The sequence below is a fragment of the Finegoldia sp. P2-F-LR genome (genome assembly GCF_052932265.1).
Genome location: NZ_JBRFJF010000006.1, coordinates 42,499 through 62,888 on the forward strand (window position 1 = coordinate 42,499; position 20,390 = coordinate 62,888).

At 33.5% G+C, this 20,390-nt stretch carries 14 protein-coding genes, 1 pseudogene and 1 CRISPR repeat array; all 15 genes and pseudogenes read left to right on the forward strand.

The annotated features are described in order from the left end of the window. Positions 1–4: 4 nt before the first annotated feature. The 15 genes and pseudogenes from guaA to fusA all read left to right on the forward strand — a co-directional run bounded on the left by guaA (position 5) and on the right by fusA (position 20,126). The gene (gene guaA / locus ACU68W_RS04825) at positions 5–1,537 is read left to right on the forward strand and encodes a glutamine-hydrolyzing GMP synthase (protein ID WP_154253836.1); all 1,533 of its coding nucleotides are present in this window, start codon (positions 5–7) and stop codon (positions 1,535–1,537) included. Between the two features lie 201 nt (positions 1,538–1,738). Beyond that, entirely contained in the window at positions 1,739–3,058 is a 1,320-nt protein-coding gene (locus ACU68W_RS04830; protein ID WP_446756186.1) for a DUF2254 domain-containing protein, read from the forward strand. Positions 3,059–3,526: 468 nt separating this feature from the next. Next, positions 3,527–4,051 (forward strand): helix-turn-helix domain-containing protein, encoded by a 525-nt coding sequence (locus ACU68W_RS04835; RefSeq protein ID WP_446756187.1) that lies wholly within the window; start codon positions 3,527–3,529, stop codon positions 4,049–4,051. 70 nt (positions 4,052–4,121) lie between these two features. Beyond that, positions 4,122–6,893, forward strand: coding sequence for a CRISPR-associated helicase Cas3' (gene cas3 / locus ACU68W_RS04840; protein ID WP_446756188.1), 2,772 nt, complete (start codon positions 4,122–4,124; stop codon positions 6,891–6,893). Beyond that, entirely contained in the window at positions 6,880–8,592 is a 1,713-nt protein-coding gene (locus ACU68W_RS04845) for a type I-E CRISPR-associated protein Cse1/CasA (RefSeq protein WP_446756189.1), read from the forward strand. Before cas3 ends, ACU68W_RS04845 begins: the two co-directional genes overlap by 14 nt. After that, positions 8,593–9,216 (forward strand): type I-E CRISPR-associated protein Cse2/CasB, encoded by a 624-nt coding sequence (gene casB / locus ACU68W_RS04850; protein ID WP_316512512.1) that lies wholly within the window; start codon positions 8,593–8,595, stop codon positions 9,214–9,216. It begins immediately after the preceding gene. Between the two features lie 13 nt (positions 9,217–9,229). Beyond that, positions 9,230–10,312 (forward strand): type I-E CRISPR-associated protein Cas7/Cse4/CasC, encoded by a 1,083-nt coding sequence (gene cas7e, locus ACU68W_RS04855; protein ID WP_446756190.1) that lies wholly within the window; start codon positions 9,230–9,232, stop codon positions 10,310–10,312. Positions 10,313–10,319: 7 nt separating this feature from the next. Beyond that, positions 10,320–11,066 (forward strand): type I-E CRISPR-associated protein Cas5/CasD, encoded by a 747-nt coding sequence (cas5e, locus tag ACU68W_RS04860; RefSeq protein WP_227904782.1) that lies wholly within the window; start codon positions 10,320–10,322, stop codon positions 11,064–11,066. Further along, on the forward strand, positions 11,053–11,724 hold the full coding sequence (gene cas6e / locus ACU68W_RS04865) for a type I-E CRISPR-associated protein Cas6/Cse3/CasE (protein ID WP_446756191.1): 672 nt from the start codon (positions 11,053–11,055) through the stop codon (positions 11,722–11,724). Before cas5e ends, cas6e begins: the two co-directional genes overlap by 14 nt. A gap of 9 nt (positions 11,725–11,733) precedes the next feature. Then, entirely contained in the window at positions 11,734–12,675 is a 942-nt protein-coding gene (gene cas1e / locus ACU68W_RS04870; RefSeq protein WP_446756192.1) for a type I-E CRISPR-associated endonuclease Cas1e, read from the forward strand. After that, positions 12,675–13,565, forward strand: a complete 891-nt coding sequence (cas2e, locus tag ACU68W_RS04875) for a type I-E CRISPR-associated endoribonuclease Cas2e (protein WP_316512523.1) — start codon at positions 12,675–12,677, stop codon at positions 13,563–13,565. The genes cas1e and cas2e overlap by 1 nt, the downstream gene beginning before the upstream one ends. A gap of 92 nt (positions 13,566–13,657) precedes the next feature. Beyond that, positions 13,658–15,881: a CRISPR direct-repeat array (repeat unit 28 nt; unit sequence GTTGTACCCGCACACGCGGGGATGATCC). Positions 15,882–16,041: 160 nt separating this feature from the next. Further along, positions 16,042–16,365, forward strand: a pseudogene (locus ACU68W_RS04880) (MobA/MobL family protein); the annotation flags it as partial. Positions 16,366–16,503: 138 nt separating this feature from the next. Continuing rightward, complete coding sequence (locus tag ACU68W_RS04885; RefSeq protein ID WP_446756193.1) at positions 16,504–17,076, forward strand: uracil-DNA glycosylase family protein; 573 nt, start codon at positions 16,504–16,506, stop codon at positions 17,074–17,076. A gap of 67 nt (positions 17,077–17,143) precedes the next feature. Beyond that, positions 17,144–17,431: an AraC family ligand binding domain-containing protein gene (locus ACU68W_RS04890; RefSeq protein WP_094204083.1), complete on the forward strand. Its 288-nt coding sequence runs from the start codon at positions 17,144–17,146 to the stop codon at positions 17,429–17,431. A 637-nt stretch (positions 17,432–18,068) separates the two neighbouring features. Continuing rightward, a complete protein-coding gene (fusA, locus tag ACU68W_RS04895; protein ID WP_446756194.1) occupies positions 18,069–20,126 on the forward strand; it encodes an elongation factor G in 2,058 nt (685 codons plus the stop codon). Positions 20,127–20,390 lie beyond the last annotated feature (264 nt).

Consider the following 20,390-nt stretch of genomic DNA (forward strand, 5'->3'; position numbering starts at 1 on the left):
AGAAATGAAACATCAATTAGTTATTGTAGTAGATTTTGGAGGACAATATAATCAACTAATCGCTCGCCGCGTTAGAGATTTGAACGTGTACTGCGAAGTTGTTCCTTACAAAAAAGCATTGGATGTTATCAAAGAAAAACAACCAATAGGGATAATTTTTACAGGTGGACCAAACAGCGTTTACGAAGAAAATTCTCCACAAATCGACAAAGAAATTTTTGAATTAAATATTCCTATTTTGGGAATGTGCTACGGAATGCAACTTATCTCCAAAGATTTTGGTGGAGTTGTTGAAAAGGCAAAAAATCGTGAATTTGGTAAAACTAATGCCAAAATTGCAAATCAAAGTTCTATCTTAAAAGATATGAGCGACGAAAGCATCGTGTGGATGAGTCACACTGATTTCGTATCAGAAAAACCAGAAGGATTTGACATCATTCAAATAACGGATTCTTGCCCAGTAGCAGCAATTGCAAATGAAGACAAGAAAATCTACGCTGTTCAATATCACCCAGAAGTTAACCATACAGTTGAAGGTAAAATACTTATCAAAAACTTCCTTTATGAAATCTGTAAAGCTGATGGAGATTGGACAATGGAAAACTTCTTGGAAGAACAAATCCAAAAAATCAGAAAAACTGTCGGAGACAAAAAAGTTTTGTTGGCATTATCAGGTGGGGTAGACAGTTCCGTATGTGCATCACTTCTATCAAAAGCTATCGGCAAAAACTTGACATGTGTATTCGTTGATCACGGTTTGATGAGAAAAAATGAAGGCGACGAAGTTGAAGCCGCATTCAAAAATGACGAATTGAACTTCGTAAGAGTAGATGCAAAAGACAGATTCCTAGATAAATTAAAAGGAGTATCAGATCCAGAACAAAAGAGAAAAATCATCGGAGAAGAATTCATCAGAGTATTTGAAGATGAAGCTAAGAAAATCGGATCTGTGGATTTCTTAGCACAAGGAACAATTTATCCTGATGTTATAGAATCTGGACAAGGCGATGCATCAGTTATCAAATCTCACCACAACGTTGGAGGACTTCCTGATGTAGTTGATTTCAAAGATTTAATTGAACCACTTCGCGATTTATTCAAAGATGAAGTTAGAAGATTGGGATTAGAATTAGAAATGCCAGAATATTTGGTATATCGTCAACCATTCCCAGGACCAGGACTAGGAATCAGAGTAATGGGAGAAATCACTGAAGAAAAATTAGAAGTGTTGCGTGAAGCAGACTATATATTCAGAGACGAAGTTGCAAAAGCAGGAATCGACAAAGACATCAACCAATACTTCGCAGTAATCACTAACAATAGAACAGTCGGAGTGATGGGAGATTTCAGAACTTACGACTACACATTAGCACTAAGAGCCGTAACAACAACAGACTTCATGACAGCCGATTGGGCAAGAATCCCATACGAAGTATTAGACAAAACTTCAGTAAGAATAATCAACGAAGTAGACCATATCAATAGAATAGTTTACGACATAACAAGTAAACCACCAGCAACAATTGAATGGGAGTAGTATCTACTTCTAAGGGTGACCGATGCTAAAGCATCGGTCATTTTCGATATGAAACAAATCTGAGTCCGAAACACTAAGCGAGAAAATCGCCAGTGAATTTTCAATGACAAGTATATAAATATATAAATTCATATTGTACAAAAATCAAGTATATGATAATATAGTTTAATAATTACAATATTTAAACAGGAGGATTGATATATGTTGTCCAAAATTAAATTGTGGTTTTTTAATCATAAGAATTTTTTAAGGATGTCAAGATTTTTAATTTTAACAGTGTCGCTTCTTTTAGTTACCTGGATTTTTGATTATCAATATATTGCAATTAAATCTTATATTCCCAAACAACTATTGCTGTCGGTTGAAGTTTCGGTAGATTTCCTTTCTAATATATCTGGAATATTTTTGACTATAAGTACTTTTTGTTTTACAATTATTGTCACTGTACTTAATAAATATAGCAGTAGCATATCACCTAGGATGCTTCAGAGTTTCATAGATAGGACCGGAGTTCTTGGTTTATATGGTATATTTGTCAGTGGCTTTTTCTATTCAGTAATCAGTATCCTATTATTGCAAGATATTGCTCCAGACCAACGTGTTATCGCTGGAAGTCTTGGAATTGCTTATTCCATAATTGCGATGCTAAGTTTTATCGCTTTCTCAAGACAGGTTCTTGATAATCTAAAAGTATCAAATATTATAGAAAATATTTTTAATGATTGCGAGAAACTTATTGATAAAGAGGTAGAATTAAGAAAAAAAGCTAAGCATTATGAAGAAGGCGACGAATCTACAAAGTTATCAATTGTAGCTGAGAGTTCAGGTTATTTATTTGAAATAAAATCAGATGAGATTTTTAAAGAGCTTAATGGTATAAAAACAAAACTTGTTATAAACAAGAGAATTGGTGAATACACAACCAAAGGCGAAACCTTAGGAGAATTAAATATATTCCAATGTGAGTTAGATGATAATGATAAAAAAGAATTAAGAGAAAAATTAAGTCCATTGTTTATAATAAATGCTTACAATAATAGAGAAGAAGATTATCACCGTGGAATTGTAAACTTAACCGAAATCGCGAATATGGCCCTAAGCCCTGGAACAAATGATCCAAATACTGCAATAATGTGTATAAATAAAATGTCATCATTGCTAGGGAAACTATTATCTGCAGGCAATCATTTTATAATCATGAAAGAGGACGAAAATGTAAAAATAATTTATCAAAGTTATTCTGTGGAGGATGAACTATATCTTGGTTTCAGCCAGATAATTTCCTATTCAGCAGGTGATCCATTGGTTACCAAAGAGATTTTACAAGGAATTTTTATAATATACACAATGGCAGACATAAGTGCTAAAAAAAGCATAAAAGAATTTTTTGATGATAGTTATGAAATTTTAATAGAAAATTTTACTCACGAAATTCATTTGGATATTTTTAAAAGAATAAGAAACAAAATGGAAGAGCACGTAAGCTTATATGAAAATGAGACAATGTTTTTAAAAAAATAGAAAATGATTCCAAACTAAAAAATCTACATGATAGATTTAATAATTATAGATCTACAAATTATAATTCTAAGGTACTGGGACTGGACCAAAAATTTGAAAATGTCCTATAATTAGATGGATTTAGTGATACTCTAAAGAATAAAATCTAGTATTTTGAATGGTTTGGGATATGTCGGACATTTGGATAAGAAGAATTATTGATTAAAGGATAAGCGTAGGCTTGTCCTTTTTACGTGGGAAAAATGTTGTACTAGGAATGAAATAAACTCATTAAAATAGTCGCGGTGAATATTTATGATATAATATTTTGAAGCTAATAATTATTTATCATTTATATCACGAATACGCAAGTTATATTAACTTAGTGATTAACGCTGAGAATCATAGAATTATGTTATGTTAATTTTAGTTTCTTGAGGCAACGGCAGGAATTATTGTATTATTGTGGCATAGAAAGAAGAGATAAAAATGTTGAATGAAAATATTAAATCACTAAGAAAACAAAATGGATTGTCACAGGAACAGTTAGCTAATGAAATGCATGTTGTCAGACAGACAGTTTCAAAATGGGAGAGAGGATTGTCCGTTCCCGATTCTGATTCTTTGATAAATTTATCGGAAATCTTACACACATCTGTAAGCGTTCTATTAGGTGAAAATATAGAAGAAACACAACAAACAGAATTAGATAAAATATCGGAGAAACTCGAAGAAATAAATATGCAATTTTTCGAAAATAAACAAAAGAAAATTACGATTTACAGAAATATCTTTATCGTAGTTGATGTTTTAATTGTTTTTGTATTCTTAGTGTTGTTTTTCATGAAAAGCAGCTATTTACAATGGGACACGACAGACTCAAACACAGCAGTAATGAAATTCATATTGCAAAGTTTCGAATGGGGATTTGTCAGAATAGCACCACTAATTTTTGTGATTTGCACAATTTGTTCTTATATTTTTAATAAGAAATTAAAAACAATGGTAGTGTGATATAATTAGCATAAAATTAGAGTGAGAGTATAATATTAATTAAAATAAAATTATCATAACGGAGGAGATTATGTTAGCTGACAATTTTTGGGCAAAGAAGTCCGAATCGATGTCTGGATTATACAAATGGCTGCCATTAACTCAGCATTTACTGGATACACAATTTGTAATGCTTATGCTGTGGAGAAGATGGCTGAGTGATAAACAGAAGAAAATTATTGAGGAAAGTTTAAGTAACGGGGATTTGGATTCAGAAAAACTTATTAAATTTGTCGCCTTGACGCATGATTTAGGAAAGGGAATTCCTGCATTTCAACTAAAATCAGTTAATAGCAATTTGAAGGATTTAGATGATATTTTACGTGAAAAGCTTGAACTAATAGGATTTGAAAAATTAGAAGACTTAAAGTTACCTGACATGTCAAAGACAAAACATGCTATGGCATCAGAAGTTCTTTTAGAAAGTTATGGTGTTTCAGAAGATGTTGCATCTATTGTTGGAGCACACCACGGGATTCCACTTTCTAGTAATGATCATCATAAGTCTCAAATGAAAACATATGGAGAGAATTATAATCAAATAGGATCTACAAATTCTAAATTGTGGGATAAATCCCAGGTAGAAATCTTAAATTGGGCTCTTGAAAAATCTGGGTATTATAGTATAAAAAATATTCCTAATATAACTCAACCTGCGGCTGTTATTGTTTCAGGCCTTTTGATTATGGCGGATTGGATTTCCAGTAATGAAAAGTATTTTCCATTGATTGATATTGAGCAAGACTCTATTACAAGTTTAGAGGAAAGATTACATAATGGCTGGATGAATTGGGAGAAGTCCGATTTATGGAGAGTTTCAAATGAAATTAATGTAGATACTATATATGATAAAAGATTTGGATTTAAAAATCCTCGCTCAGCTCAGAAAGTTCTAACAGAAACGATTGATGAAACTTCAAATCCTGGGATTATTATTTTCGAAGCTCCTATGGGAATTGGTAAAACGGAAGCTGCTTTGGTAGCGACTGAGCAACTTGCTTACAAGAATCAATGCAGTGGTATGTTTTTCGGTTTACCTACACAGGCTACATCAAATGGAATGTTTCCTCGTGTTAATGATTGGCTACATGAAATGTTACAAGCAAGTGACATGAAAGCGTCGATCCGTTTAAAACATGGCAAGGCAGAATTAAATGATGTTTTCAACGATATTGCAAAGTGTGTAAATATAGATGATAATATAAATGAAAGCGTTATTGTAAATGAATGGTTTAGTGGAAGAAAAACTGCCGTTTTGGATGATTTTGTTGTAGGGACTGTGGATCAATTCTTAATGGTAGCGCTGAAACAAAAACATTTAGCGTTAAGACACTTAGGTTTCAGCAAAAAGGTTGTCGTATTAGATGAAGTACATGCCTATGATAGCTATATGTCCCAGTTTTTATATATGGCTGTAAAATGGATGGGGGCATACAATATTCCTGTTGTAATTTTATCTGCAACATTGCCATCTGAAAAGAGAAAAGATTTAATCCGAAATTACATGGAAGGAGCGGGTTATCGTTGGAAGAAGTTAAATAAGCCAGAAAGCTTATATACTGATGCTTATCCGCTAATAACTTACAATGATGGTGACGAGATAAAACAAGAACTAAATTTTCCAAAAGATAAAAATGAAACAAAAACTGTTACAATTATAAAACAAAACAGTGACAATATTACAGAATTAGTTGATAAATTAATTGCAAATGGTGGAATAATAGGAATTATTGTAAATACAGTCAAAAAATCTCAGGAGTTATACTCGGAATTTGAAAAAATTTACGGAGATGATTTGGTAGAGGTTCTCCATTCAGCATTCATAGCTACGGATAGAATAAAAAAAGAGGATAATCTAGTAAAAATGATAGGGAAAGATGCTGTAAGACCACACAAAAAAATTATTATCGGGACACAGGTGATTGAACAATCATTAGATATTGACTTTGATGTTTTGATTACAGAAATTGCTCCAATGGATTTATTAATTCAAAGAATAGGAAGATTATGGAGACATGATATTAAAAGACCAACTAATTACTCTACACCGGTGTGTTACGTGACGGGACTTAGCGATAATTTAGATTTCGATTCTGGAGCTGGATTTATTTATGATAATTATATTCTGGCAAGAACTCAGTATTTTCTTCAAGATTCATTGAAAGTACCAGACGACATATCTAAATTAGTCCAAAATGTCTATTCAGATAAAGAAATTGACTTTAACAGCAATGATTTAAACTCTACATTTAATAATTTGAAGATAAAACACGATGAATTTTTGAAACTGAAAAAACTAAAGGCGAATACTTTTAGATTAAAGGAGCCATTATACGAATCTAGTATTTTTGATTCTTCTACACTAATAGATTGGTCAAACGGAGTTTGTACTAATTTGTCGGAAGAAACAGCCTATGCACAAGTTCGTGATACAAATGAAACTATAGAAGTTATAGCTTTACAAAAAACGGGAAATGGATATGGATTATTTGGAAGTGGTGAAGATTTATCTAATAAAATTTCAGATTTCAAAGTCGCAAAGGAAATAGCAAAACAAACAATAACATTACCGGTGGCTTTGACGAAAAATTACAATATTGACAGAACAATAAGAAAATTAGAAGAATTTAAAATAAAAAATTTGTCAGATTGGCAAAAATCTCAATGGCTCAAATCAAGCTTGGCAATTATATTTGATGAGAATGGTTATGTAGACTTACAGAATGGATTTATTCTGCATTATTCAAAAGAATGTGGATTATCATATACAAAAAGAAAGGATGTGAAAAATGGGACAATTTAATTTGATTGATGAAGGTTGGATTCCTGTAATTTATAAGAATAGTGGAGAAAATAAGACGCTATCTATAAGAGAAATATTTCAAGATGCTGACAAAATCAAATCATTATCAACAGATTCACCGACTCAAGATTTTGTCGTACTCAGAATTCTATTAGCAATCTTACAGACGGTTTATTCAAGGTATGATTATGAATCTGAAATTTATCCCGAAATACAACTAGATGAAAAATTTAGGCAAAAAGAGGATATAGAAGATTCCGAAGAACTTAGAGATTACAAAAATAATTTAATAATCACATGGAAAAAAATGTGGGAAAACGAAACATTTACTCAATGCTTGTATGATTATTTAGATAATTGGCATGATAGATTTTTCTTATTCGATACAGATTATCCGTTTTTTCAAGTAAAAGCTAGTGATATTGCTGAAGATAAAATTAATAAAGCTAATGCGAGTTCTATATCTGGAAAGAATATTAATAGGTTAATATCAGAAAGTGGAAATAAAGTTGCTTTATTTTCACCAAAATATGAGTCAAATAATAACAAAGCTATTTTATCAGAAGATGAAATTGCTAGATGGCTTATAACATTCCATGGATACTGCGGATTATCTGATAAGGTGATTTTTGGTAAAGAAAAATATAAATCATCTAAAGGTTGGATATTTGATTTGGGAGGAATATATCTTGAAGGTAATAATTTGTTCGAGACTTTGATGTTGAATATGCTGATAGTTCACCCCGAAGAAGAATTTAATGGCAAAATTCAAAAACCATGCTGGGAGTATGAATCTGAAGAGTTATTGGAAAAGTATATGACTTTTGTAAACATGAATACAAATGTAAGTGTAGACAATATAGCAGAACTTTACACATTATGGGCGAGAGCGATTCACATAGATCCGAATACAAATATTAATGAGCCTTTTTACTTTAGTATCGTGAAATTGCCGGATTTAAATCATCAAAATCAATTTTTAGAGCCAATGACAACATGGAGATACAATAAAGATGGGGAAAATAAAGGAACTTTTACACCGCGTAAACATCAGATTGGGAAATCTTTGTGGCGAAATTTTGGGTTAATTTCATTGAAAGCTGATGATGAAGATAATTCTAAAGCTCCTGGGATAATTCAATGGTTTGAATTAATTAAAAAACTAATAGGAGAAGATTATAGAGTATCTGTTAAGGCCATAAGTATGCAAGATGATGGAAACGCTACATCCTGGGTTCCGGTTAACGAAATATATGATACTTTAAATGTAAAAGAAGATATATTAACCGATTTGGATGATGATGGTGCAGTTATAAGAATTGAAAATATTGTCGAACAGACGAAAAAAGCAGTTGGAACTTATCGAACATTTATCAATAATATAAAAGAAATTAGAAATTTAGAATCTAGAAAATTTGTAGATGATAAAGTTGAAGAAATGTATTTCTTAATCGATCAACCATTTAAAGACTGGATATCTTCAATAGATTCTAATGAACAAATTCCAGATAAAATTATTGAATGGAGAAAAGAACTAAAAACTCTGATATTAAAACAAGCAGATATAATTCTAAAACAGGCAGGAAATAGAGATTATATGGGAATTGAAAAGAACGATAAAATACTGAATATAGCTACAGCGTACAGTAGTTTTAGACATTTTTTATTAAAAACTTTAAATATAAAGGAAGGAGCATAAATGGAAGTTGATAACAATAAAAAAAATCCGTCAAGAATTGACAGAGTATATTCATCCACATCTAAATTAATACAAAAGTTATCTAACAACTTGGAATTATCATCTACAAAAGCTAAACTTGCAAGTCTAAGGAAAGCAACGTCAACTAATTCAAGTAATAGCATTGAAGCTTGGAGTTTTGTATTTGAAGATATTGATGAAGAGTTCTTGGGAAAAAGCAGTAAACTAACTTACGAAGAAAGAGCGATTGTATCTGCACTTGAATTATACGCAATTCATCAACAAGGCCAACACGAATCTGTAGATTATCAGGATGGAGAATATTGGGAAAACATAGGATATTCCTTGGCAAGTTTAAGAAATTCTGAAAACAAAAATTCTATTGATCGAAGGTTTAATGCGATGATAACTTCATCTACATTTGAAGAGCTATTACATCACCTAAGACAAATGATAAAATTATTAAAATCTAATTCAAAAAAAACAAAAATAAATTACTCAAGACTAGCAAAAGATTTATATAAGTTTTTACTAGGATATCAAGACGATATAAGATTAACTTGGGCAAGAACTTATTATGGAAGAAATATAAAAGTTGAAGACGACAATATAGAACAAAATTAAAAGGAGATCAAAAATGAACAGATTATACTTAGATTTGCATGCAATACAAACACTACCACCATCAAATATTAATAGAGACGATACTGGAAGTCCTAAAACAGCACAATACGGTGGTGTAAGAAGAGCTAGAGTAAGTTCACAAAGTTGGAAAAAATCTATAAGAGAATATTTCAATGAAAATGGAGATAAATCAAATGTAGGGATAAGAACTAAGCATATAGTTTCTTATGTAGCAAGAAAAATCAGAGAAATGGATCAAGAAATAGACCTTGAAAAATCTATGGATATGGCAGATAAAGTTATAAATGCAGCTGGAGTTAAAACATCAGATCAAAAAGCTAAGGCACTTTTCTTCTTAGGTGATGAGCAAGCAAAATCACTGGCAAAAGCTGCGATTGATGGACAAAAGGACAAAAAGACATTGCAAGCTTTATTAAAACAAAATCCAGCAATAGATATAGCATTATTTGGAAGAATGGTAGCAGATGATCCTTCACTAAATGAAGATGCATCTTCTCAATTTGCTCACTCAATATCTACACATGCAGTGCAAACTGAATTTGACTTCTATACAGCAGTTGATGATTCTGCACCAGAAGATAATGCAGGAGCAGGAATGCTAGGAACTATTGAGTTTAACTCATCTACACTTTATAGATACGCAAATGTTTCCGTTCATCAACTATTAAATCAATTAAAAGATAAACAAGCTACAATAAATGCTATAAAATTATTAATAGAAGCATTTACTAACTCCCTTCCAACTGGGAAGGTAAATACATTTGCCAATCAAACATTACCACAAGCAATCTTGGTAACATTAAGAACAGATAGACCAGTTAACCTTGTTAGTGCTTTTGAAGTTCCCGTTAAATCAAATGATGGTTACGTAGATAAATCTATTAATAAGCTATTAGAAGAGTTTGAAAAAGTAGAAACATTTGTAGAAAAACCTGTTAAATCATTATATTTAAGTACTGAAAATGTAGATATTAAAGATACAATAACAAAAGAAAACTCACTTAGAAGTTTGATTGAAGATATTGGAGAAATTATCGCAGAAAAGGTAGAAGATTTAGAAATAGAAGAAAAGTAGGTGTGATGTGAAGACTATTTTATTAAAATTTGCAGGACCTCTTCAATCATGGGGTACAAATTCGCATTTTGAAAGTAGATTCACAGATTTCCATCCATCAAAAAGTGCCGTAATAGGATTAATAGCAGCAAGTCTAGGAATAAACAGAGAGGATGATGAAAACCTTAGACAACTTGATGGGTTGAGTTTTGCTACAAGAGTTGATCAAAAAGGTAGTTTGCTGCAAGATTATCATATTGCACAGAAATACAAGAAAAATGGAGATTTAGATAGAAATTATGTCACTAATCGCTATTATTTGGAAGATTCAGTATCAGTTGTGGCTATTGGAAGTGAAGACGATGAATTAATGAGAAAAATTGATAATGCATTAAAAAAACCGTATTACGCTTACTTTATGGGAAGAAGATCATGCCCAGTTGCATATGATTTTTATATTAAAAATACTGATGAAGATGTTATATCTTCAATAATTAAATTAGAATGGCAAGCTGCTAAATGGTACAAAAAAACTTTTAGACACAAAGATGTAATAAATCTCAATGGATATTGTGACTATAATTTATTGGAAAATAAAAATATCAAACAAAGACGAGATAATGTAAAATCTTTTTCTCAAAAAAATAGGAAATTTGATTATAGATTTGAAAATAGATTTGATATCAAAATAAAAAATGATGAATATGTAGCTCAATCAATTTCTACAGAACACGACGTATTTATGGAAATCGGAGGCGAAGATGTATCTATCTAGAGTTGAAATTGACTTTGATAATAGAATGAAAACAAGAAAACTAACGCATCTAGGGGCATATCATGATTGGGTTGAACGAAGCTTTCCCGAAGACTTCGAATTAGGAAATCGCACAAGAAAACTTTGGAGAATTGATCGATTGAATGACAAATATTATCTCCTAATCGTGAGTGAAAACAAACCAGTTATTGTAAGCGAAGATAATCCTGAAAAAGAAGGCTTGGAACGATATGGAGTATCAGGAACAGGTCAAGTAAAAGACTATGATAAGTTTCTAAATTCAATCAAAACTGGCGGGAAAATGAGATTTCGCGTAAAACTTAACACTGTTAAATCAGATTCACAAGAAGGTAAAAAGGCGGGTCTTAAAAGAGGAAGATTATTTCCAATTGTAAATCAAGAAGAGTTGGTTAGTTTTCTCATAGATCGTTCTGAAAAAAATGGATTTAAAGTTGAAGAAGATGATTTTGTAGTTGTAGAAAAAGGATTTGAAAAGTTACAAAAGAAGAACATGAAACCATTAGATTTGGCGATGGCTACTTATGAAGGAAATCTAGTTGTAACTGATGAAGAAAAATTTATCAATACATTAACAGAAGGAATTGGGAAGAAAAAAGCTTATGGCTTTGGAATGATGACTGTAATTCCCATAGGATAATACTATACAATGATGGAAAAAAATGGTGCAAGGAAAACAAAGCTTATTGAACTACCAAAAATATCAGATCGAGTTAGTTTCATTTATGTAGAGCATGCTAAAATAAATAGACATGATAGTGCAATTACTGTCGTCGATAGCAGGGGAACTATCAAGATACCGGCTGCAATGGTCGGTGTTTTGATACTTGGCCCTGGAACTGATATATCTCACAGAGCGGTTGAATTAATTGGTGATACAGGAACTAGCATGATTTGGGTTGGAGAAAGAGGAGTACGACAATACGCTCATGGCAGATCACTCGCTCATTCTACAAAATTTTTGGAACAGCAAGCAAAACTTGTAACAAATACTAGAACAAGAGTTGCGGTGGCTAGGAAAATGTATCAAATGAGGTTTGAAAATGAAGATGTTTCAAAACTTTCGATGCAGCAACTTAGGGGACGAGAAGGAGCGAGAGTTAGAAAAATTTATCGTGATAATTCAAAACGAACAGGAGTTGTGTGGGATAAGAGAGAATACAATCCTGACGATTTTGAAAATAGTAATGTAGTGAACAAAGCTTTATCAGCGGCTAATGTAGCATTATATGGAGTGGTACACAGCGTCATAGTTGCAATAGGTATGTCACCAGGACTTGGATTTGTTCATACAGGACACGATTTATCTTTTGTATATGACATTGCAGATCTGTATAAATCTGAGCTAACTATTCCAATAGCATTTGACATTGCAAAAGAATGCAAAGCAGATGAAGATATAGGTGGAATAGCAAGAAAAAAAGTCAGAGATTACATGGTAGATGGTAAATTGATGCAAAGAATAGTTCATGATTTACAGTACTTGATGGATGTAAAATCAGATGAGCAAATGCTTATTGATACCATAAATTTGTGGGATGACAAAGAAAAACTTGCTAGGTATGGAGTAAATTATGAGGAGAGAGAATAATGCCTTTCACGGTTATTACACTTCAAACAGTACCATTATCGCTTAAAGGAGATCTCACAAAATGGATGCAAGAAATTGCAACAGGTGTTTATGTAGGCAACTTCAATTCTAAAGTAAGAGAACAACTTTGGAAAAGGGTAGTTGAAAATGTAGATTGTGGACAAGCTACTTTGAGTTATTCATACAGAAATGAAATAGGATATGATTTTCAAACGTATAATACTCAAAGACAAGTTATTGATTCAGATGGGATTCCGTTAGTTTTAATACAAGAAAAATTAGAAAATGAAATAGATTATGGATTTAGCAAAGCGTCAAACTATCGTAAGTCAAAGAAATTTCATTCTGAAAAATCAAAAAAATATACATCACAACTAAAACCATTCGTAGTGCTTGATATTGAGACGACTGGATTAGATGAAAATGAGAATGAAATAATAGAAATAGGTGCAATAAAATATTTTGAATCTAAAACAGATACATTCCACAGGCTAATAAAACTTAATGGCAAATTGTCTAAAGAAATCACAAATATAACAGGAATTACAGAAAAAATGCTTGATAAAGGAAAAGACATCGAAATGTCCATTATAGAGCTAAAAGAATTTATTGGACAAGTCCCGATAGTTGGTTATGTTATTGATTTCGATATGAGATTTATCAATCAAACGTGTAAAAAAATTGGAATTGAAAAAATCACAAATGAAGCAATAGATTTGCTATCGTACGTAAAAAAAGAAAAACAGTTTTTAGACAACTATAAACTTCAATCGGTTATTAAGCAATACAAAATCGAGAAAAAAGTTCCTCATAGAGCATTAGAGGATGCAAAATTAGAACTAGAATTAGCTTTGAAAATTAAAAAATTTGTAGACAGGATGAAAAAGTAATCAGGATGATATATAATTAAAAATAAAATCAAATTGATTGAAAAACAGAATCGATAAAGAATTGAATCGCTAAATTTATGGGGTTTTTTACTGTTGTACCCGCACACGCGGGGATGATCCCGTATTGAATTACAATCATTTTTCCATTATCTTGTTGTACCCGCACACGCGGGGATGATCCTGAATTGTTCATAATCTCTCCTCTCGTATACTTGTTGTACCCGCACACGCGGGGATGATCCTTGTATCCATTAGCATCTTATAACCTTTAACATGTTGTACCCGCACACGCGGGGATGATCCCGGCTAAGGCAAAATGGGAATCCGACTACAAGGGTTGTACCCGCACACGCGGGGATGATCCCAGAGTTATAAGAGCTGGATTTCCAAATGCAAAGTTGTACCCGCACACGCGGGGATGATCCCAACTAGGGCAGTAATGCTGCGTAGGTTCGATTGTTGTACCCGCACACGCGGGGATGATCCCGACGTATTCGTAATCGCTTGTGTTTTCTGCTGGTTGTACCCGCACACGCGGGGATGATCCCCGTCCTCAACCTTGCAATTATTCTTTTTAGCTGTTGTACCCGCACACGCGGGGATGATCCCAAGTCCCTCAGCCCAATCAATCGGCTCACTCAGTTGTACCCGCACACGCGGGGATGATCCTCGGTTTATGAGCAGTTAAAAGAGGCAGTTGATGTTGTACCCGCACACGCGGGGATGATCCCATTTCTACGATAGTTATGTTCAAGATTTAGTCGTTGTACCCGCACACGCGGGGATGATCCTGCTACTTCCCAAATTATTCATAGAATTTTGAAGTTGTACCCGCACACGCGGGGATGATCCTGGGAGAATTTAAACCTATTACAACTCAAGAAGGTTGTACCCGCACACGCGGGGATGATCCTAGCCAATATATGATTAATTAAGTTTTTCTGCCGTTGTACCCGCACACGCGGGGATGATCCCGAACACTTGCAAATGCAATTGAAAATACAAAAGTTGTACCCGCACACGCGGGGATGATCCCAAAACTGATAAAGATACAACAGAAACATTTTAGTTGTACCCGCACACGCGGGGATGATCCTATGAACTAATGCAATCAACAGGATTAGTTGACGTTGTACCCGCACACGCGGGGATGATCCTAATTTTTGAAATACCCTCGTCTCTCCAGCTCAGTTGTACCCGCACACGCGGGGATGATCCTAATTTTTGAAATACCCTCGTCTCTCCAGCTCAGTTGTACCCGCACACGCGGGGATGATCCCCATTCTTTTCTTTGTTCCAAATATTTTGAGTAGTTGTACCCGCACACGCGGGGATGATCCTAGGATTAGGAAAAACATTAATTCAAGATTGTAGTTGTACCCGCACACGCGGGGATGATCCTGCAAATGATGGTTTTATATTTCGTTTATTACAGTTGTACCCGCACACTCGGGGATGATCCTGAGTGAGGGAGAAGGCAGAAATCAAGCATTGTGTTGTACCCGCACACGCGGGGATGATCCCCATTAACACCACAACTGAATCCATTTCCACTAGTTGTACCCGCACACGCGGGGATGATCCTAAGAGAAAGTATAATCAAAAATGATGAAATATGTTGTACCCGCACACGCGGGGATGATCCCACGTCATCATACAGCTTTATCGTGTCTCCTGTGTTGTACCCGCACACGCGGGGATGATCCCAGGTTTACAAGGAGCAATTGCTCAAGGTTGGGGTTGTACCCGCACACGCGGGGATGATCCCAAAACTTCCGTCGTGAGTTGCTATTATTTTAAGTTGTACCCGCACACGCGGGGATGATCCTGTATTGGTTTTTGTTTTCTTGACTATATAAAAGTTGTACCCGCACACGCGGGGATGATCCTGTTCGTTTGATGCTTTTAGTACCCTGCCACTAGTTGTACCCGCACACGCGGGGATGATCCTGTGTTAGATGGTATATTTGTCGTGCTTGCTCCGTTGTACCCGCACACGCGGGGATGATCCCAACTTTTCTAGCATTCTTCAGCGAATTAGTACGTTGTACCCGCACACGCGGGGATGATCCCGTTCAAAAGGACACTGAAATAAGCATAAACATGTTGTACCCGCACACGCGGGGATGATCCCAAGTGAAGCACAAAGACGTGCAAGCAAGAAATGTTGTACCCGCACACGCGGGGATGATCCCATCTGCTGCTACAGTTTGTAATGATGAAGTAAGTTGTACCCGCACACGCGGGGATGATCCCGAAAACTTGGAAACTGGAACTTGTATGCTTACGATGTACCCGCACACGCGGGGATAATTCACAAACAAGAACTAATAAAGATTCAAAAACGCATGAGTACTGATGTAAAAGACATTGTAGAAGTACTGTGTAGTAAGTTTCTAACTAAAAGACTAACAAAATGTGCATATTAAAATGAACTGACCTCCTTTAGTTAGTTTTTAGGTCTAACTTTTGAGGGTCAGTTCAAAGTGCGGCATATATAAGTGGAGAAAAAATAAAAAATGAATGGGACGGAGTAACCTACGACTATACAAGAAAAGAAAAAAGTATTAGTAAAAAATATAATATTGCCTGATCACATACCAAAAGAATTTAATTATAGGTCGACCTTATGGAATAAAGTAGAAATGGCAGAAAAAAATTCTTATGCACAACTAAAAAGACACTTCATAATAGGACTAGCAAAAAATTATCTTTAAGTGAAAATAAAAACCTAGTCGAAAGATTTATAAAAGAAAATCTAACATCACAAGGAATGATAGTAGATTATACAATTCATGATTAGAGTCAAGACAAAAATGGGTAATAATCTTATGTAGGTTAAAAGTTTTACTATGCTAAGAATAGATTTTTTACGAAAATTGTTACTTGCCATAAAGCTTGGTAAGGGTCTAATTCTAATGAAGGTGATGGCAAAATTATGAAAGAAAAACTCATTATTAAAAAATTAAGAGAAGATAGCAGAAATGAAATCTACATAAATAGAGGAATTAACCCAATATTCCAGCTAAATCCAAAATCAAAAATTTTGATAATTGGGCAAGCTCCTGGGGAAAAGGTTGAAGAAACTGGTATTTTATTTAATGATAAGAGTGGGGAAAATCTTGTCAAATGGTTGGGTATATCGGAAGACGTCCTCCATAGTGAAGATTTTTCTATAATTCCAATGGATTTTTATTATCCTGGAAAGGGGAAATCGGGCGACAAGGCTCCTAGATCTTTTATTGCAAAAGAATACCATCCACTATTATTAGATGAATTGAAGGATATAAAGTTAACCATTTTGATAGGAGCCTATGCTCAAAAGTTTTATTTGAAGGATAAATTTAAGAAAAATTTAACCGAAACAATAAAATCTTACAAAGAATTTTTGCCAGAATATTTCCCAATAGCCCACCCAAGTCCTCTAAACAACAGGTGGATAGCAAAAAATCCTTTTTTTAGAGAGGAGGTCTTGCCTGAGTTAAAGGAAATTGTAAAAAAGCTGAGATAAATTGTGTTTGTAAAAATTTATTGTATACCATTTTTTATGGTAATGGTCATTAACAAGGAGAGAAAATATGAAAAAAATAAGTGCGAATATTTTAGACGGCAAATTTGAGCATTTGGTGGATGAGGATAATTTACAAATAACCCACCTACAAATCAAAAAGGGCGATGAAATACCAAGTCACAAGTCAGATAAAAGTGTAGTAGTTGTAATTTATAAGGGCAAGGTAGATTTTAAGGGAGAGAACGGAAATCAGATAATAATCCCAGGTGATATAATCACAATGGATCCTAATGAAATCCATGCTCTTAAGGCTCTTGAGGATAGCGATTTGATGGTTATAAAAGTAAGAATTTAAGAATATATTTAACTAAGATAGGCAGGTGGTTATTTTATCAACCTGCCTTTAATTTTTATATATTTAAGAAAAAATTTGGGGCATCATATATGAAAAAAGACTTAGTTTTATTGAAAATACAGAGGTTTTATGTTTTATAAGGCTAATTATCTTATTTTAGAAAGATATTGTGCGTGATGATTATTTTATGCAGGTGTAAGACGGTATTATTGTTGGATTTTCTACGAATCAGATATCAAATCGATAGAAATATTAGACTAATTAAGCAAACTACTATGCTTTATACAGTAATATATTAAAGGTGCTTTTTTTGTACATTTAAGTGTGTTGATTGAATGATATCAGAGAATAAAACCACCTCTTATGTAGATATAAGATGTTAGATTTAGATTCAAGCAAAATAAAATCTCATTTTAAAAAATATAAATATGTAAGGAGGAATTTTTATATAATAATTTTTAGGTTGTTAGGAATTTTGATTTTTGGGTATATATATTTTAATAATATAAGAGAAACGTTGCGGTCATTTTGCAAACGATATTATAAATATTGTTTGGCAAATTTATTTATCAATTTGCGTATTAAACTATGCAATAAAAATGCAAATGTTTTCTTATAAATAATAGGAGGCACAATTATGAAATCTTATCCAACAAACAAAATCAGAAATCTTAGCTTGGTTGGGCATAGTGGAAGTGGAAAAACTCAACTCACTGAAGCATGCCTATACTTAACCAATGTGATTAACAGAGTAGGAAAAGTTGAGGACAAAAACACAGTTTCAGACTATTCTAAGCAAGAAATGAAGAGGGGTATTTCTATATCCAGCTCTGTTATTCCAATCGAACATAACGACATAAAAATAAATTTCATTGATACACCGGGCTATTTTGATTTTGAAAGAGAAGTGTACCAATCATTAAGAGCATCTGAAGCAGCGCTTATCGTTATAGATGCAGTTAATGGAATTGAAGTAGGAACAGAAAAAGTATTGCGTTATACAGAATCTATCGATCTTCCAAGAATTATATTTGTTAATAAGATGGACAAAGAAAACGCTAACTTCAACAAGTGCGTAAGTGATTTGCACGAAAGATTTGGTAATAATATTATTCCTTTCACTTTGACTCTTGGAGAAGGCGAAGACTTTAAGGGAGTTATTGATGTTATCGACAAGAAAGCATATGAATACAATGGTTTCGAATTTAAGGAAGTTCCTATTCCGGAAGATAGAGTGGATGAAGTTAATGTCGTATTCGATGAAATTTGTGAAGTTGTCGCTCAAACAGACGATGATTTGATGGAAAAATATTTCAACGGAGAAGAATTTACTCACGAAGAATTCAAAAAAGCTTTAGTATCAGCACTACTTGAAGGCAGTTGTGTACCACTTATTGCAGGAAGTGCGCTTACAGGAGTAGGTGTTGATGTTTTATTAGAAATTATCGAAAAATACATGCCAACACCTGACGATGAAAGAGCAAAATACGGATTCAGACATGCAGACGACAAGCAACGTAAGTTCTCTGTTGACGAACCAATGAGTGCAGTTGTATTTAAGACAATTGTGGATCCTTTTGTTGGAAAGATTTCAATTTTCAAGGTTATATCAGGTAAAATAACCAAAGATACTTTAATATATAATTCAAGCAAGGAAGTTGATGAAAAAATTGGTGATTTGTTCTTCTTACGTGGCAAGGAACAAATAAAAACCGATGAAGTTCACGCAGGTGACATTGGTGAAATTAGCAAATTGGTTGAAACAGAAACAGGAGATACTATTTCTGATAAGAATGATCCAACTGTTTACAAACGTTTGAAATTAAAACCTGCAACATTATTCTTTGCTATTCAACCAAAATCAAAATCAGATGATGACAAGATTTCAACAGCATTAACTAAATTGCAAACTGAAGATTTGTCATTTGTATCTGAAAGAAATAATGAAACTAAGCAATTATTAATTGGTGGACGAGGCAATGTTCAACTTCAAGTAATGATGGACAGATTAAAAGATGAATACCAAGTAGAAACAGAAGTTGTTCCATTGAGAATTGCATATCGTGAAACTATCAAATCAAAATCAGACGTCGAAGGAAAACACAAGAAACAATCTGGTGGTGCTGGACAATTTGCGGATGTATTTATTAGATTTGAACCATTGACAGATTCTGAAGAAAACTTTGTATTTGAAGAAGAAGTATTCGGTGGAGCTGTTCCTAAGAATTTCTTCCCAGCAGTTGAAAAAGGCTTGGAAGAATCTTTGGAAAAGGGACCTTTGGCAGGATATCCTGTAGTTGGTGTCAAGGCGATACTTTACGATGGAAAATATCACCCAGTAGATTCAAATGAAATGGCATTCAAGATCGCAGCTCAAATCGCATTTAAAAAAGGAATTGAAGAAGCGAAACCAATTTTATTAGAACCTATTATGAAAGTTACAATCAAAATCCCTGAAGAATACATGGGAGATGTAATGGGAGATATGAACAAACGACGTGGTAAAATTTTGGGAATGGAATCTGACGAAGATGGTAACCAAGTAGTAATCGCAGAAGCTCCTCACAAAGAATTATTCGAATATTCAATAGATTTGAGATCAATGACTCAAGCAAGGGGAGAATTTGAAATGGAATTTGTGAGATATGAAGAAGTTCCTTCTAATGTTACAGAAGAAATAATTAAAGAACAATAAAATTAGAGATGCCCTTATCGTTTGATAGGGGCATTTTTTTGTGGCAAGAAACTTGAGTGCTGAAAAATTCAAATGACAAAAAGCTTGCTGGGATACAAGCAAACATCTCGCTATCGAATATCTCGCTTACGAAAATAAATAAATTCTAAGCTCGTTAGCCTAAAATTGTGAACTCTTGCTACGCACTCAGACAGCACAATTTTTTAACGACTAACTTCGCTTGAATTTATGATTATTTTCTCCAGAGGATATTCTTAAGCTTCG